The sequence below is a fragment of the Marivita sp. genome, from assembly GCF_051859345.1.
Classification (GTDB): domain Bacteria; phylum Pseudomonadota; class Alphaproteobacteria; order Rhodobacterales; family Rhodobacteraceae; genus Marivita.
The window spans coordinates 38,813-54,734 of record NZ_JBHYFV010000022.1 but is presented as its reverse complement, the minus strand read 5'-3'; the positions used below and the strand labels follow the sequence as shown (position 1 = coordinate 54,734).

The 15,922-nt window shown below is 60.7% G+C and carries 18 protein-coding genes and 1 other RNA gene; 11 read left to right on the top strand and 8 right to left on the bottom strand.

The annotated features are described in order from the left end of the window. Window position 1: 1 nt before the first annotated feature. Entirely contained in the window at window positions 2–1,183 is a 1,182-nt protein-coding gene (locus ACTIEN_RS14390) for a type III PLP-dependent enzyme (protein ID WP_439523841.1), read from the bottom strand. 103 nt (window positions 1,184–1,286) lie between these two features. On the opposite strand from ACTIEN_RS14390, the gene ACTIEN_RS14385 reads away from it, so the two are divergent. Then, complete coding sequence (locus ACTIEN_RS14385) at window positions 1,287–1,727, top strand: Lrp/AsnC family transcriptional regulator (protein ID WP_439523840.1); 441 nt, start codon at window positions 1,287–1,289, stop codon at window positions 1,725–1,727. Window positions 1,728–1,757: 30 nt separating this feature from the next. On the opposite strand, the gene ACTIEN_RS14380 is transcribed toward ACTIEN_RS14385, so the two are convergent. Next, the gene (locus ACTIEN_RS14380; protein ID WP_439523839.1) at window positions 1,758–2,357 is read right to left on the bottom strand and encodes an inner membrane-spanning protein YciB; all 600 of its coding nucleotides are present in this window, start codon (window positions 2,355–2,357) and stop codon (window positions 1,758–1,760) included. Window positions 2,358–2,360: 3 nt separating this feature from the next. After that, window positions 2,361–3,263 (bottom strand): EamA family transporter, encoded by a 903-nt coding sequence (locus ACTIEN_RS14375; RefSeq protein ID WP_439523838.1) that lies wholly within the window; start codon window positions 3,261–3,263, stop codon window positions 2,361–2,363. Window positions 3,264–3,322: 59 nt separating this feature from the next. Between ACTIEN_RS14375 and ACTIEN_RS14370 the strand changes: the two genes are divergently transcribed. Beyond that, entirely contained in the window at window positions 3,323–3,799 is a 477-nt protein-coding gene (locus ACTIEN_RS14370; RefSeq protein WP_439523837.1) for an MgtC/SapB family protein, read from the top strand. Here ACTIEN_RS14370 and ftsY read toward each other — a convergent pair. Both ftsY and ACTIEN_RS14360 read right to left on the bottom strand, forming a co-directional pair. Then, window positions 3,796–5,223: a signal recognition particle-docking protein FtsY gene (gene ftsY, locus ACTIEN_RS14365; protein WP_439523836.1), complete on the bottom strand. Its 1,428-nt coding sequence runs from the start codon at window positions 5,221–5,223 to the stop codon at window positions 3,796–3,798. The two genes, ACTIEN_RS14370 and ftsY, sit on opposite strands and share 4 nt — an antisense overlap. A gap of 64 nt (window positions 5,224–5,287) precedes the next feature. Then, window positions 5,288–6,973, bottom strand: coding sequence for an NAD(P)H-dependent oxidoreductase subunit E (locus ACTIEN_RS14360; protein WP_439523835.1), 1,686 nt, complete (start codon window positions 6,971–6,973; stop codon window positions 5,288–5,290). Window positions 6,974–7,162: 189 nt separating this feature from the next. Here ACTIEN_RS14360 and ACTIEN_RS14355 point away from each other — a divergent pair, with 189 nt between their 5' ends. Beyond that, a complete protein-coding gene (locus ACTIEN_RS14355) occupies window positions 7,163–7,564 on the top strand; it encodes a hypothetical protein (RefSeq protein WP_439523834.1) in 402 nt (133 codons plus the stop codon). 74 nt (window positions 7,565–7,638) lie between these two features. On the opposite strand, the gene ACTIEN_RS14350 is transcribed toward ACTIEN_RS14355, so the two are convergent. Both ACTIEN_RS14350 and ACTIEN_RS14345 read right to left on the bottom strand, forming a co-directional pair. Beyond that, window positions 7,639–8,421: a Bax inhibitor-1/YccA family protein gene (locus ACTIEN_RS14350; RefSeq protein ID WP_439523833.1), complete on the bottom strand. Its 783-nt coding sequence runs from the start codon at window positions 8,419–8,421 to the stop codon at window positions 7,639–7,641. Between the two features lie 165 nt (window positions 8,422–8,586). Then, entirely contained in the window at window positions 8,587–8,808 is a 222-nt protein-coding gene (locus ACTIEN_RS14345) for a DUF1127 domain-containing protein (protein WP_439523832.1), read from the bottom strand. Between the two features lie 124 nt (window positions 8,809–8,932). On the opposite strand from ACTIEN_RS14345, the gene ACTIEN_RS14340 reads away from it, so the two are divergent. After that, window positions 8,933–9,811 carry a LysR family transcriptional regulator gene (locus tag ACTIEN_RS14340; protein WP_439523831.1) on the top strand — a complete coding sequence of 293 codons (879 nt, stop codon included), beginning with the start codon at window positions 8,933–8,935 and terminating at the stop codon, window positions 9,809–9,811. A 10-nt stretch (window positions 9,812–9,821) separates the two neighbouring features. On the opposite strand, the gene ACTIEN_RS14335 is transcribed toward ACTIEN_RS14340, so the two are convergent. After that, window positions 9,822–10,793, bottom strand: a complete 972-nt coding sequence (locus tag ACTIEN_RS14335; RefSeq protein ID WP_439523830.1) for an NADPH:quinone oxidoreductase family protein — start codon at window positions 10,791–10,793, stop codon at window positions 9,822–9,824. A 300-nt stretch (window positions 10,794–11,093) separates the two neighbouring features. On the opposite strand from ACTIEN_RS14335, the gene ACTIEN_RS14330 reads away from it, so the two are divergent. The 7 genes from ACTIEN_RS14330 to rpmG all read left to right on the top strand — a co-directional run bounded on the left by ACTIEN_RS14330 (window position 11,094) and on the right by rpmG (window position 15,619). Next, on the top strand, window positions 11,094–11,474 hold the full coding sequence (locus ACTIEN_RS14330) for a helix-turn-helix domain-containing protein (protein ID WP_439523829.1): 381 nt from the start codon (window positions 11,094–11,096) through the stop codon (window positions 11,472–11,474). Window positions 11,475–11,527: 53 nt separating this feature from the next. After that, the gene (gene hisN, locus ACTIEN_RS14325) at window positions 11,528–12,328 is read left to right on the top strand and encodes a histidinol-phosphatase (RefSeq protein ID WP_439523828.1); all 801 of its coding nucleotides are present in this window, start codon (window positions 11,528–11,530) and stop codon (window positions 12,326–12,328) included. 116 nt (window positions 12,329–12,444) lie between these two features. After that, window positions 12,445–13,776 (top strand): 8-oxoguanine deaminase, encoded by a 1,332-nt coding sequence (locus ACTIEN_RS14320; protein WP_439523827.1) that lies wholly within the window; start codon window positions 12,445–12,447, stop codon window positions 13,774–13,776. 110 nt (window positions 13,777–13,886) lie between these two features. Then, a complete protein-coding gene (locus ACTIEN_RS14315; RefSeq protein ID WP_439523826.1) occupies window positions 13,887–14,087 on the top strand; it encodes a hypothetical protein in 201 nt (66 codons plus the stop codon). A 3-nt stretch (window positions 14,088–14,090) separates the two neighbouring features. Then, on the top strand, window positions 14,091–14,801 hold the full coding sequence (locus tag ACTIEN_RS14310; protein ID WP_439523825.1) for an alpha/beta fold hydrolase: 711 nt from the start codon (window positions 14,091–14,093) through the stop codon (window positions 14,799–14,801). A 149-nt stretch (window positions 14,802–14,950) separates the two neighbouring features. After that, window positions 14,951–15,329, top strand: an RNA gene (gene rnpB, locus ACTIEN_RS14305) — RNase P RNA component class A. A 122-nt stretch (window positions 15,330–15,451) separates the two neighbouring features. Beyond that, window positions 15,452–15,619 carry a 50S ribosomal protein L33 gene (rpmG, locus tag ACTIEN_RS14300; RefSeq protein WP_028958297.1) on the top strand — a complete coding sequence of 56 codons (168 nt, stop codon included), beginning with the start codon at window positions 15,452–15,454 and terminating at the stop codon, window positions 15,617–15,619. The last annotated feature ends 303 nt before the right edge of the window (window positions 15,620–15,922 follow it).

Here is a 15,922-nt window from a genome sequence, read left to right as displayed (position 1 = left end):
ACTAGCTTGCGAGGCGGTGCTGTCCAGCCTGAACGCACAATGAAGAAAGGTTAAAGATCTCGCGGGTACCATATCCGTTGAAGCCGGTCACAAGCGCAAGGCTGTACGCTCCGGCCCCGGTGAGCAGGACATAATCCCCCTCTCCGATCTCGGCAGGCAAGTGCCATGTACCCGGCACACGATCAAGGCTGTCGCAGGTGGGGCCAAAGACGGTGAACCCACATGTCGGCCCCGAACGGGTACGTCCGTCGGTCTGCAAGACGATCCGGCGACCGGGCACCGGCATATCGCGCCATTCCCCCAGCGCCCCGTACACCCCGTCATTCAGGTAAAGCGCATCATCACTGCGTGCCTTGACCCGCAGAAGCAGCCAAAGCGCATCCGCCACCATCGCGCGCCCCGGTTCACACCAGAGCTTTGGCGGATGGTCCGGGAAATGTGTTGCGACGGCAGAACGGATGGTGGCAAAGATCTGTGCCAACGCCGTGGCGTCCGTGTCTGCATCCGAGGGAAAACCACCGCCGACGTTGAGGCTTGCAAGCCGCAAACCGGCGCGTGTCGCGATCATGGCGCAGGCCGCGATATAGTCCGACCAGCTTGACGGATCGGTGCATTGTGTTCCCGGATGAAAGGTCAGCGCGGGTGTCATGCCGCGTGCGACCACCTCTTGCAGGAGCGTTGTCGCCTCGTCTGCGGAAGCCCCGAATTTGGACCCGAAATCATACGCTCCTCCCGCGCGTTTCAGCGTCAGGCGCACGGCAATTTCGGATGTGGGTGGCAGGTTGCCCAGCTTGTCGAGCTCGGACCTCCGGTCCACCGACCAGGAGGCAACATCCAGCGCCTTGGCGTCGCTGATCTCGGCCACAGAGCGGACCGGGTTGTGATAATGCAGCCGCGCCTTTGGGCACGCGTCTCGTGCGGCGCGCATTTCCGCAACCGAGGCCACGTCGAACGCTGTGATCCCCGTCTTGGCCAGCGTGTCCAGGATGTCCGGTGCGGGATTGGCCTTGACCGCATAGCTGACAGCGCCGGGAAACCCGCGCAGAAAGGTTTGCGCGCTGCGTCTGAGCGCCTCGGGACGCATCAGGGCGATCGGGGCGTCCGGGGCGTTCTTTTCGATCAGATCCGTCACGCGGGCCATATCGAACCGCGCATGTTTGATGTCTTGTGCATCTGCTACCATGACTGCCTCTTCTTCCTGCCTCAGAACCAGTGTGCGGCCTTCGCCTGTCAGATTGTCTCGACATATCTTGCAAACCCGACTCTTTTGCAGTCAGACTGACGAAATGACACTACATATCGACGAAACTGATGTGGAACTGATCGCGCTTTTGAAACGGGATGCCCGCGCGCCCGTGGCGGAACTGGCGCGCAAACTGGGGCTTGCACGTTCCACGGTGCAAACGCGGATCGACCGGTTGCTGGAAAAAGGGGCCATCGCCGGCTTTACGCTCCGGCAGGGGGATGGTCTGGCCGCGCCGATCCGCGCGACCGTACTGGTGTCGATTGCGCCGCGCACCGGACCCGGCGTGCTCGCCCGACTGCGGGCATTGCCCAATGTCGAAGCGGTTGTGACTGTGTCAGGCCGTGCCGATCTTGTGGTCGAACTCAGCGCCCGAACGACGCAGGATCTGGATCGGACGCTGGACGACATCGCCGAAGCCAAGGGTGTGCAAAGTTCGGAAAGTTTTATCCACTTGTCCACCAAGATCGACCGGCGGGGATGAACGGGACCAAAGGCCGGGGCCGTGTGGTGCCTAGTCTTCTTCGGCAGTGCTGTATTTCTGGATCAGCCCGGCCTGCGCGATGAAGAACACAAACGTCGCTCCGGTCAGGACAAAGGTTTCGAAATAGACCCAGATTTCAGTCGTTTGTGTGCGCCACACGATCTCGTTCGAGATGGCGAGCAGGAAGAAGAAACCGGTCATGCGCTTGGTCAGGATCATCCAGCCCTCCTGCTCCATCGGCAGCAGCTCCCCCATGACCACGCGCAGGTAACTTTGCCCGCGCAACAGACCAATGGCAAGGACGCCGCCCAACAGGGAATAGACCATCGTCGGTTTCATCTTGATGAACCGATCATCATTGAGCCAGACCGTCAGCCCGCCAAACACCACCACCAGCACGGCAGTGACAATCTGCATCCGGCTGATATGCCCGGTCAGCCACCAGAGTATCCCCATAGAGGCAAGGATCACCGGGATGAACAGCGCCGTGACCACGACGAACCCGTCATAGTCGGTGCCGCCGATGGGAAACACCTCGTCCTTGAGCCAGAGATAGGCGACGAAAAAGCCAAGCACCGGACCCAGTTCCAGTGCCGATTTCACCCATTGCGGGATATCACGTTGTGCCAAGGCTCAGCCTCCGATTTCCACGATGACAGCCCCTAGCGCGATCAGGGCCATAAGCGCAATCCTGCGCGGACCAACAGTTTCCTTGAGAAACACCCAGCCGATGATGGCGGCAAAGACCGTCGAGGTTTCGCGCAGAACCGCCGCCTCTCCGACCTGGTCAAGCCGTGTGGCAACCATGATGGAGCCAAAACTGAAGAAAGCCACCAGCCCGCCGATCACACCTCTGATAGCGAGCGACCCCAGTTCCGGTTTGTGAACCATACTGCGATAGCGCAGCGTCGAAAGGACAGGCATCACGAGACCGTCGATCATGAAGAACCACGCCAGAAAGGTGAACGGATCGGCGGTGGCGCGAATACCATAGGCGTCGTAGGTGGTGTAAAGCGCCACGAAAAGCCCCGTCGCGATCGCCAGCATCAACGCCACGGGCAGCGTGTTGCGTTCGGCCACAAGGAAAATCAGATTGTAGACCGCCAGCCCGAAAATCCCCGACAAGAGCACGCCAAGCCCGAACCATTGCGTACCCGAGAAGACCTCGCCAAAAATCAGATACGCGCCGATGACCGCAAATAGCGGACCAGTGCCGCGCACCACCGGGTAGACGACCGTGTAGGCGCCCTTGGAATAGGCCTGCGCCTGCAAGAGCTTGTAGCCAAGATGGATGACAAACGCGCCCAGGAAGATCACCCACATATGCGGCTCGGGCCAAGGCACCACGAAAAGCGCAAACGGCGCCGCCATCAGGCAATAGCTCGCATCAATGGCCCCGCGCGACATCCACGGATCATGCCGCCCCTTCTGCAACGCCCCGAAGATGGCGTGCAAAAGCGCCGCCAGAAGCGCAAGCCACAGGGCAAGCTGTTGACCGGCCGCCGTGCCCTCGATCGAAACAAGCCAGGCGCTCATTGGCGGAACCATGCCTCGAAGCCGGTCGTTGAGCCTTTAAATCCTGGAACGAGGACCGTATGGAATTCCTGCTTGACGACCTGACCACCACGTTTTCCGAAGTCCCCGCCGGGGTGGCATTCGTGCGCATCATCAGCGCCGTGGTTCTGGCCGCGCTCATCGGGGCCGAGCGGGAACGGCGGGAAAAGCCGGCGGGATTGCGGACGCATATTCTCGTATCCGTCGCGGCCTGCCTGTTCGTGATCCTGGGCCAGGAACTTGCCGCGCTGGATTTCGGCGGCGAGGCCAAACGGGTCGACCCGCTGCGCATGATCGAAGCCGTGACGGCGGGTGTCGCGTTCCTGGCGGCCGGTCTCATCTTCACATCGAACGGCAAAGTCCAGAACGTGACCACGGGCACATCGCTCTGGCTGGCGGGTGCTGTGGGTCTGGGCTGCGGTGCGGGTCAGCTCGCGCTGGCGGCGATGGCAACCGGGGTTGTCATCTTCGTTTTGCTGCTGTTGCGAAAATTGGAAAAACTGATGGGCACACACTAGGCTGACAAGCCTGTCAGCGCAGCGGCGAATTCTTCAGGATCGAACGCCTGTAGATCGTCGATCTGTTCGCCCACACCAATCGCGTGAATCGGCAAACCGAACTTGTCAGCCAAAGCCACCAGGACACCCCCCTTGGCGGTGCCGTCAAGCTTGGTCATCACGAGGCCGGACACATCGGCCAGTTCCTGAAACGTCTTGACCTGGGACAGCGCGTTCTGGCCCGTCGTCGCGTCGAGCACGAGGATCGTGTTGTGTGGTGCGTCCGGATCTTTCTTGCGGATCACCCGCACGATCTTGGCCAGCTCTTCCATCAAATCGGCACGGTTCTGCAACCGGCCCGCGGTGTCGATCATCAAAAGATCCGCCCCATCCGCCTGCGCCTTGGTCATCGCATCGAACGCAAGGCTGGCGGGATCGGACCCTTCGGGCGCGGTCAGGACCGGCACCCCGGCGCGATCACCCCAGACCTGAAGCTGTTCGACAGCCGCCGCGCGGAACGTATCACCGGCGGCGATGACCACATTCTTGCCCGCCGCGCGAAACTGGCTGGCCAGCTTGCCGATGGTTGTGGTCTTTCCCGATCCGTTGACCCCGACCACCAGCACCACCTGCGGTTTCGTCGGATACAGCGGCAGCGGGCGCGCGACCGGTTCCATGATGCGGGCGATCTCGCTTGCCAAAAGCTCCTTGATCTCGCGCACGCTGAGTTTCTTGCCATAGCGGCCTTCGGCGATGTTGGCGGTGACGCGCAGCGATGTGTCGACGCCCATATCGGCCTGGATCAGCAGCTCTTCAAGCTGTTCGAGCATGTCGTCGTCAAGCTCGCGCCGGATTTCCGTGGGCGCGGTGGACCGGCCAAGCAGGCGACCAAGGAAGCCCGGCTTGGCAGCTTCAGTCGTTGGTGCGGTGTCGGTGAGCGTCATCGACTTCACCGGGATTTCAATCGGTGCCGCAGGCTGCGTTTCGCGGGGCGGTGTCGGGACCGGGTCGCTGGGCTGCGGAACACCTTGTGGCGGTGCCGGCGGGCTGACCGGGGTTGGTTCCGGCGCGGGCATGTCCGGGCCGGGGCTTGGCGGTGTATCCTGTCCGGGCAGGTCCGGCTGTGGCACCTCCTGCGGCGATTCCGGTTCGGGCAGATCAGGCTGCGGCACCTCGCGCGGGGTATCCGGTTCGGGAATGTCCGGCTCAGGAAGGTCCGGCTCAGGAAGGTCCGGCTCTGGCACCTCCTCCGGTGTCTCGGGCGCAGGCACGTCAGGCGGAGGCGTTTGCGGATCGGGTTCTGACGGCGGCGTCGGGTCGTTGGGCGGGGGCGCGTCGGGGGTCGGCGTTTCCTCGCCGCCATCCGCAACGATGGCATCCAACCCTTCGTCGAGCTTGGACGAGGATTTGAAGAGCTTCGATTTCAGCTTGCCGAAAAAGGACATGAGGGGCCGTCCGTTACAGGGTCATCGCCCTTCACCTAGTCCTTCTCAGGGCAAGATGGAAGGCTCAGACCTCGTCCGGGAAGTGCTTGATCGTCAGGCGGATCGGGTTCGGGGCCGCCTGCCCCAGCCCGCAGATCGACGCGTCGCCCATTGCCTGACACAGTTCCTCGAGCAGCGGCTGGTTCCAATGATCGGCCTGCATCAGCTTGACCGCCTTTTCGCAGCCCACCCGGCACGGTGTACATTGACCGCAGGACTCGTCCTCGAAGAAACGCAGCATGTTGAGCGCGGCATCGCGGACACGGTCCTTGTCGGACAACACGACCACCGCCGCAGAGCCGATGAACGACCCGTGCGGTTGCAACGTGTCGAAATCCAGCGGAATGTCGTTCATCGTGGCGGGCAGGATGCCCGAGGACGGTCCACCGGGTTGATACGCCTTGAAGCTGTGCCCCTTGGCCATGCCGCCCGCAGCGTCGATGATGTCGGTGATCGTGCTGCCCGCTGGCAGCAGGTACACCCCCGGATTGGCGACGCGCCCCGACACGGAATAGGACCGCAGCCCCTTGCGCCCGTTCTTTTCGGTGGTGTTCAGACATTCCGGGCCTTCGCGGCAGACGCGGGCAACCCAGTAGAGGGTTTCAACGTTATGAACGAGGGTCGGACGGTCGAAGACGCCCACTTGCGCCACGAAAGGCGGACGATGGCGCGGGATGCCGCGCTTGCCTTCGATGCTTTCAATCATCGCGGATTCTTCGCCGCAGATATAGGCGCCTGCTCCACGGCGCAGATCGATATAACCCGGCGCGACCATGCCAGTCGCCTCAAGCGCGGCAATCTCGCGGCGCAGGATGGTCAGCACGGCGGGATATTCGTCACGCATGTAGATGAAGCAGGTTTCCGCCTCGACCGCCCAGGCGGCGATCAACATGCCTTCCAGGAAAAGATGCGGCACGCGTTCTAGGTAGAAGCGGTCCTTGAACGTGCCCGGTTCGCCCTCGTCCCCGTTCACCGCAAGGTAACGCGGGCCGGTATTGGCGCGCACAAAGCCCCATTTCTTGCCGGATGGGAATCCCGCCCCGCCAAGGCCGCGCAGGCCTGATTCCAACATGGTGTCCTGCACCGCTTCCCAATTGCCATTGGCGCGCAGGTCGATCAGCGCGGAATAACCGCCTGTCTTCAGATAGGCGTTCAGATCCTGATAATCGGGAATATGCGTATGGGTGTCGCCCGCCGCGATGGCCGCTTTCACCCTTTCGGGTGTGGCGTTGTCGATATGGTTGTGACCCAGCTCGAGCACCGGGGCGGTGTCGCAACGGCCCATGCAGGGCGCGCGGACGACGCGGACCTCTGCCGGGTCAAGCCCATCCTCAAGTGCCTGTTGCAACGCCTGCGCCCCCGCCAGTTCACAGGAGAGCGAATCGCACACCCGGATGGTCAATGCGGGCGGCGGAGTCTCGCCTTCTTTCACCACATCGAAATGGGCGTAGAAAGTGGCGACCTCATACACCTCGGCCATGCTCAGACGCATTTCTTCGGCCAGCGCGCGCAGATGATCGGCGCTCAGGTGGCCATGGGCATCCTGAATGAGGTGCAGGAATTCGATCAGCAGGTCGCGGCGGCGAGGTTGGTCGCCCAACAACGCCTGAACATCGGCCATCGCCTCGTCGGTGTACTGACGGCCCTTGGGCGTCTTGCGGCCTTTGCCGCGTCCGGATTTCCACACACCCTTGCGTTCGTCCAATGCCATCGGGATCGTCCTTTGTTCGCGTCTGGCGGCAAACTTGCACGGACGCACCGGCGAAACGAGCCTGAAAACGACCTTCAACACGGCCCCTGCGCCGAAGCGTTGGCGTCTATGGGGAACAGGGCGCGTTTTTAGGAAATCTTACGCCGATGTCATTTGTGCCGGGGCGCTGTGTTGGCTAGGCTTTGGGGCATGAAACACTATTTCGCATATGCCGCCATCGCCGCTGTGCTGGCCGGGCCAGTTCTGGCCGCAGAGCCGTTGAACGGTACACAGTTCGAAAACTACGTCACCGGCAAGACGCTCTATTTCGGTCAGAACGGGCAGGCCTACGGGGTCGAGGAATATCTCGACGACCGCCGCGTGCGCTGGTCGTTCCTGGACGGAAAATGCAAGGACGGGGTGTGGTACGAGGATCAGGGCATGATCTGCTTTGTCTACGAGGACAATCCGACTCCGCAATGCTGGTCCTTCTTCAAGGAAGCCAATGGGCTGCGGGCCATTTTCGAGAACGATCCAAACGCGACCACGCTGTACGAGGCGCAGCAGAATGATGAACCGATGATGTGCCTTGGTCCGGAGGTCGGGGTCTAGGCCCGAAACAACAAGCGCGGAAACAAAAAAGGCCGGTCAGATGACCGGCCTTTCGCGTTCGATGACGGGATGTCTTATTCCCGATTGCCAAGCAGTTGCAGCAGGAACATGAACATGTTGATGAAGTCGAGGTAGAGGCGCAGCGCGCCCATGATCGCCGACTTGCCCATCCACTCTGCATCGCCGTGCTGCGCATGCTGAAGGTACTCGTTCTTGATCGACTGCGTGTCATAGGCGGTAAGACCCGCAAAGATCAGCACACCCAGGATCGAGATTGCAAAGGCAAGGCCGGGCATCGGCCAGAAGATGTTCACGATCGACGCCACGATCAGGCCGATAACACCCATGATCAGGAAGCTGCCCCAACCGGAAATGTCTTTCTTGGTAGTGTACCCCCAAATCGACAGGCCCGCGAAAGAGATGGCGGTGATCAGGAACACCTGGATGATCGAATAGCCGGTGAACACCAGGAAGATCGAACTGATCGACACGCCCATCACGGCGGCGAAGACGTAGAAAACTGTCTGCGCAGTCGCTGCGGACATGCGGTTGATCCCGGCCGAGAAGCCGAAGACGAAAATCAGCGGTGCAAACATCACCAGCCATTTCAGCGGCGACATGTAAAGCGCCTGACCCAGCGATGTCAGATACTTGTCCGTCCCGATCTGGGCCACTGCCTGCGACGGGTCGGTTGTCACGGCCAAGCCGGATATGGCCCAAGCCGCAGCAAAGGTCAGCAACATGCCAATCGACATGGTTGCATACACCTTGTTCATATGCGCGCGCAGACCCTCATCAATCTGGGCGGTTCTGGCGCCAGCAACGCCGGACGTCCGGATTGTGTTATACTCAGCCATTTATCCCTCCGAAATAAATCTAGGCGTCACCCGCACCTGCGGGGACAGATGAAGTGAATATCGGGTGTCTGGGCATACATTTCAAGCGTCGTCAGGCACCAGAAGTGCCGAAAAATGCATGCGATTTGCATTTTTCGGACAACTGATCGTCACCGGCAGACAAAATCACTGCCTCCAGCTTGACGGAGCGTCCCAGACCGGGCGCGCGGCTTCTTGCGCGGCGGTGGTCCGGTCGATTCCGATATCCTCAAGCAGATGCTGGTCGAGCGCGGCCAATTGCATGCGGCTGCGGTGCAGTGCCATCGCGGCATTCAGGCGGTCAAGCGCGGTTCCGCGCGACGGTGTCGTGGAGAGTCGGCCGAAAAAGGTATCCATCAGGCTCAACATGTCGTTTCCTTTCACATCTGTGATGCTTTCCCGTGAAACCATCGTATTGCCTGATGTATATGCGGGTGCTATGATCATTTGTGAAACGAATGTTTATGAACTGATTCATCATGGATTGTGATACATGCGTAACTTGGACATCACCACGCTCAGATCGTTCATTGCCGTCGCCGATGCGGGCGGTGTGACGCGGGCTGCGTCGTTTCTGAACCTGACGCAATCGGCGGTGTCGATGCAGATCAAACGGCTTGAGGAAAGTCTTGATCTGACCTTGCTGGACCGGCAAGGGCGGGGCGTCGCCCTGACCTCGGCCGGAGAGCAATTGCTGACCTATGCCCGTCGGATCGTCGATCTGAATGATGAAGTCTACGGCAAGCTGACCAACACCGTGTGGGAAGGCGAAATCGTGCTTGGTGTGCCGCATGACATCATTTATCCGGCCATTCCCAACCTGATGAAGGCAATGCAGCGCGATTTCCCGCGTGTAAAGGTGCAGCTTCACAGTTCCTACTCAAGCGATCTGAAAGAACGTTTTGCGCGCGGCGAGGTTGATGTCATCCTGACCACGGAAACCCATCCCGACGGTGCCGCAGAGGTTCTGATGAAAGTCCCCCTCCGGTGGTACGGCGCGCCCGGTGGGCAGGCCTGGAAGGTCAGCCCCCTGCCCGTAGCTTTCTGCAATCATTGTTCGTTCCGTCCTGTTGCGCTGAGCAAGCTCGAGAAAGATGGCGCGGCCTGGGATCTGGTGCTGTCGTCAGACAGCGACCGGGCCATCGAAGTGGCCGTCAGCGCCGATCTTGCGATCACATCCGTGCTTGAAGGGCATGAACCACCGCAATTCGAAGCGATTCCCCACAATGCGGACCTGCCCGATCTGGGCTATCAATCCGTGGCACTTTATCGCGGCACGGCCCGTCCACAGATCATCGAACCGCTGTGCGATCTGCTCCGGCGCGAATTTGCAGCCATTTCCGGCGTGGATCTGCGTTCTGCCGCAGAATGACCGGGACCGATTAACCGTCGTCGGTGATTCGGATCACGACTTTTCCGGTCGATGCGCGGCTGCGCAAAAGCTCTAGTCCGTCCGCCACGGCATCAAGCGCAAAGGTGTGACTGACATGTGGTGTCAGTTTGCCTGCGCTGTACCATCCCATCAAGGTGGCAAGACTTTTGGTGACGACGTCGGGACGAAACCGAAGATACCCACCCCAGTATACACCCTGTACCGAAATGTTTTTCACCAGCAGATGGTTGGCCTTGATCTGGGGAACCTGCCCGCTGGCAAAACCAATGGGCAAAACGCGCGCTTCGGGCTTGCAGGATCGGAACGCAGCCTCGAATTGATCCCCGCCAACCGGATCATAAACAACATCCGCACCTCCGAGCGCTTTCATCTCGGCGCGGATGTCCTGTGTCTCGGCATCAATCAGATGGTCCGCGCCAGCAGCCTTGGCCGCCGCGAGCTTGGCAGCGCCGCGTGCGCAGGCCACCACACGCGCGCCCATCAATTTGCCAATCTCGACCGCCGTCAGTCCGACACCACCCGCAGCCCCCAGAACCAGAAGCGTCTCCCCCGGTTGCAGCCGCGCCCGATGGTCCAGCGCAAGATGGCTGGTGCCATAGGCGATCTGAAACGCCGCCGCGTCCACCATCGACATGCCATCGGGTACCTGCACAGCACGGCGGGCGTCAAAACAGCCGAACTCCGCCAGACCACCCTGCCCGCCAAACACCGCGACTCGGTCACCGACGGACACGCTCGTCACACCCTCTCCAAGGGCATCCACCGTACCGGACACCTCCATGCCAAGCACAAATGGCAGCTCGGGAGTGTCCTGATAGGTGCCTTTGACCATCAAAAGGTCGGCAAAGTTGAGACCACAGGCATGGATTCGGACGCGAATCTCTCCTGCGGCAGGATCGGGGACCACCACATCCATTATTTCCGGTGCGGCACTGTAACTTTGGACCTGAAACGCCTTCATTGCAGGCTCCTGTTCTAAAATTCCATGGACTTACTTTGACTTACACAGCCACAACTGTCACGATCCTGCATTGCCGATGACGGTCATAAAATTGCGTTCAACCTCACTTGATCAGGTTTTGTTAACCATTTGATGAGTAACTGGCCCAATTTTCTTGCCCTCATACCTGTCATGCTATAGCGTCCCGGCATCAATAATCGGATAGGTTGTTCTGATTAGGCTTCGGTTAAACTGCCGCGTCTAGAGTGCTTTTTATCCGACAGAAAAAGACGAAAATTACGTCTGGTGAAAGGGAGAAAGATGGCACATCCTGTTGACGTACATGTAGGCAAGCGGGTTCGGCATCGCCGGTGGCTTGTCGGTATGACCCAGCAACAGCTGGCAGAAAAAGTCGGAATCAAATTCCAGCAAATCCAGAAATATGAAACCGGTGCAAACCGCGTCAGCGCGTCCCGCCTTTGGGATATTTCAGACGCGCTGGATGTTCCGGTGGCGTTTTTCTTTGAAGGCATCGAAGAAAGCCAGCAGGCGCAAACGGCGACTCCTGCGGCCGAAGCAATCCCTGCGGACCTTCTGGGCGACAAGGAAGCACTGGATTTGATCCGTTCGTACTACTCGATTCCGGAAAACCAGCGTCGCCGCCTGTTTGAACTCGCCCGCGTTCTGTCAGACGTCGCTTGAGCCGACCTGCCACCTGAGGTAGCCCATGGAGGGCTGCTTGCAGGAGGCGTTTCATGGCAGAATTTACACCGTCGCAGGCTGCTGACCTCTGGTCAGTGGCCGAACACATGGCGGATGCAGCGGGGGCGGCCATTCTGCCGCATTTCCGCTCGGCACATCTCGACACGGACAACAAGCTGACCACCGGGTTCGATCCCGTCACCATCGCAGACCGCGCCGCCGAGACCGCGATGCGGGATGTGCTGGCCGATCTGCGGCCAGATGACGGCATCCTTGGTGAAGAGTACGGCACGGTCGACGGCACCAGCGGCCTCACCTGGGTGCTGGATCCCATTGACGGCACACGGTCCTTTATCAGCGGCACGCCGACATGGGGCGTCCTGATCGCATTGTCCGATGCCAATGGACCTTTCATGGGCATGATCGACCAACCCTATGTGGGCGAACGCTTCATGGGTGGGCTGGGGCGCTCACACTGGACCGGACCGGGGCGCAATGCCCCCTTGGGCACGAAATCCACAACCGCCCTGTCCGAGGCCACGTTGTTTTCAACCTTCCCCGAGATCGGCACCAAGGACCAGCACACCGCGTTTCAGCGTGTCGCGCGCGCGGTCAAACTGACCCGCTATGGCTGTGATTGCTATGCCTACGCCCTGCTTGCGGCGGGACAGATCGACCTTGTGATCGAAGCCGGGCTGAACGCCTATGATGTTCAGGCGCCGATTGCGGTGATCCAGTCCGCTGGTGGCGTTGTCACCGATTGGGAAGGGCGACCTGCACATGAAGGGGGCACCATTCTCGCGGCAGCGACGCCAGATCTGCATGCCCGGACGCTTGCGCTTTTGAAAGGCTGACAACACCGGGAAATCGCGTTAGACTTTTCCGGTCTGGTCGAGTCCTTCCGCTCCTTTTCTGTCGTCCCGACCTTGGTTGCACCGAAAAGGACATGACACAAGCGGAAGGCAAGCCCATGAAAACACGCATTAAAAATGCAGCCGCCATGCTGACGATGGACAACGACGCGCGGGAATTGTCCGGTGTCGACGTGATGATCGAGGATGGTGTGATTATCGCGGTCGGCCCCGACATTTCGGACGCGGATACGGTTGTGGATGTAACCGGTTGCGTTGTCACGCCGGGTCTCGTGAACACGCACCACCACCTCTACCAGACGCTGACCCGCGCGGTTCCCGGCGGTCAGGACGCGCTGCTGTTTGGCTGGCTTCAGACGCTCTACCCGATCTGGTCGCGGTTTGGACCGGAAGAGATGTTTGTCTCGGCACAGATCGGGCTGGCAGAACTGGCGCTGTCAGGCTGCACGCTCACGTCGGATCACTTGTACCTGTATCCCAACGGCGCACGGCTTGACGACACCATTGCGGCCGCACACGAGGTCGGTCTTCGCTTTCACCCCACCCGCGGCGCAATGAGCATCGGGGAAAGCGACGGAGGGTTGCCACCCGATTCCCTGGTCGAACGCGAAGCGCATATCCTCGAAGACTGCATCCGCGTGATCGACGCACATCACGACCCGCGCGACGGGTCGATGGTCCGGGTGGGCGTCGCCCCTTGCTCGCCATTCTCGGTCAGCCGCGATTTGATGCGCGACGCCGCGATCCTGGCGCGCGACAAGGGGGTGATGTTGCACACCCACCTGGCGGAAAACGACGAAGACATCGCCTACAGCCTCGAAAAATTCGGCTGCCGCCCCGGCCAATATGCCGAAGACCTGGGCTGGACGGGACCCGATGTCTGGCACGCGCATTGCGTCAAACTGGACGGGCAAGAGATTGATCTTTTTTCCAAATCCCGCACCGGGGTCGCACATTGCCCCTGTTCCAACTGCCGCCTTGGATCGGGCATCGCGCCGGTGCGCGCCATGCGTGATGCGGGCGTGCGTGTCGGGCTTGGTGTCGATGGGTCCGCCAGCAATGATTCCGGAAACCTTGTGGCAGAGGCACGACAGGTCTTGCTGTTGCAGCGGGTGGTCAACGGCGCAGATGCGATGAGCGCCCGCGAGGCGCTTTTCATTGCCACGCGCGGCGGTGCCGAGGTTTTGGGCCGGTCCGATTGCGGACAGATCGCCGTCGGCAAACGCGCGGACATCGCGATCTGGGACGTCAGCGGCGTGGAAAGCGCCGGAAGCTGGGATCCCGCCGCGCTGTTGCTGGCAGGGCCGACACGGGTGAAACACCTGTTTGTCGAAGGTCGGCAGGTGGTGCGGGACGGTCATGTCACGACGATTGATCTGCCCCGCGCTGTCGAGCGACAGAACACATTGGCGCGGGCGCTGATGATCTAGGCGCAACCACGCTTTTTGAAAAGCGTGCCCAGATGCTTCGAAGCATCTGGCACCCGTCGCACGATTTGTTAGTGTCCCCGCAAACCTGTGCAGGATGAGGGGCCAAGCGCATGACGCGCATCAAGATCACACATGTCGGATCGCGGCCTCGAAAGCAAAAGACCGTAGAGTTCCACGTCGCACGCGAAAACGGACAGGACCACGACCCGGATGACATGGTGCTGGTGCCCGGCGCTGTCGGTCCGGACATCATCTGCGCCAAGCTGTGCGCGCTGGCCGAAGGGGCGAAACGCGCCTTTGGGCGGGTGTAGTCGATGACGGAACCGCTTGTCTTTCTTCCGGGCATGATGTGCGATGCACGACTGTTCGAACCGCAGATCCGAGCGTTCTCCGCAACCCATCCCGTCATGATCGCCCCCATCACCAAAGGGCAGCGGATGGAGGAAATCGCCTCCAACCTCATCACCGCCCTGCCGCAGAAATTCGCATTGGCTGGGTTGAGCATGGGCGGCATCGTGGCAATGGAAATTCTGCGCCGCGCGCCGGATCGGGTGACGCGGATCGCGCTGATGGACACGAACTGCCTGGCCGAGACACCCCAGGTTGCCGCCAACCGCGAGCCGCAGATCGTCAAGGTCCGGTCGGGCAAGCTATCCGAGGTGATGCGCGATGAACTCAAGCCCGCCTACCTCGCCCCCGGCCCCCGGCGTCCGCAGGTTCTGCAAACGGTGATGGAGATGGCCCACACACTGGGACCGGACGTCTTTGTCAACCAGTCCCGCGCGCTTCAACGCCGCCGGGACCAACAGGCGACGCTGCGCAAGATCCATCAGCCCGCCCTGGTGCTGTGCGGCGCGCATGATCTGTTGTGCCCGATCAAACGCCACACCTTCATGGCCGAACTCATCCCCCATGCCCGGCTGGTTGTTCTTGACGACGCAGGGCATTTGCCGACGCTGGAAACCCCGGACGAAACCAACGACGCGCTCTGGGACTGGATGCATCAGCCCTATGTGCTACGCTAGGGGCACGATGCGTCGACGCATCGTGGACGGTCCGTCGACGGACCGTCTTGAGGGCTCTGCCCTCAAACTCCCGAGGTATTTCAGGCCCAAAGAAGCATGGGGCGGTTTCGATTGACCGCGCGTCGGACTTGGCCTAGGCCACATCTCGCGCGGAGGGCCGGATGGCCGCCCCTGGCAACGGGGGAGGAAAGTCCGGACTCCCTGAAGCAATGGTGCCGGGTAACGCCCGGGCAGGGCAACCTGACGGAAAGCGCCACAGAGAACAGACCGCCCCGATTTCGGTCGGGGTAAGGGTGAAACGGTGGGGTAAGAGCCCACCGGGGGGCTGGCAACAGTCCCCGCATGGCAAGCCCCACCGGGAGCAATGCCGAATAGGGGGATCGCGCCGCGCGTCGGCAGGGTCGCTTCAGCCCAGATCCCCGGGTTGGCAGCACGAGGCCGGTGGCAACATCGGTCCCAGAGGAATGGTCATCCATCCTTGGGGAAACCCGAGGGGGACAGAATCCGGCTTACAGGCCCTCCGCGCGTTTTTGTGACCCTTTTGCCCCGCAAGCCCCGCGTGAAGGGTTGACTCAGTCGCGCGCACGGGTAGAAGGCAGCTTTCATACTGGAATTCACGGGCAGTCCTTGCCCGATGCAGGAGACGACCCATGGCGAAGCCGACCACAATCAAAATCCGCCTGAACTCGTCTGCGGGAACGGGTCATTTTTACGTGACCAAGAAAAACGCGCGGACGATGACGGAAAAGATGTCTGTTCGGAAGTACGACCCCGTCGCGCGCAAGCACGTCGAGTACAAAGAAGGCAAGATCAAGTAAGTCTTCCGGTCACACGGACAGTGAAGAAAAGCCGCGCCGGGATCATCCTGGGCGCGGTTTTTTTATGACATTTGACCTTGCTTCGAATGTCGGCTGTGAACCCATTGTCGTCGTGGAAACTGCAGTCAGGTCATTGTATCGTCGGAATGAGGGTAGCGCTGTGGAGGTATTCCTATGCTGGGTTTTAGGCAAACAACCCGCTGGTTCTCTGAACGATTATTAGAGAAAAATACCGGCACTAGATGGATTTCCGCGGTTCAACGCCTGTTCGTTGTGGTATTATTTGGGTTGGGATTATTCGTC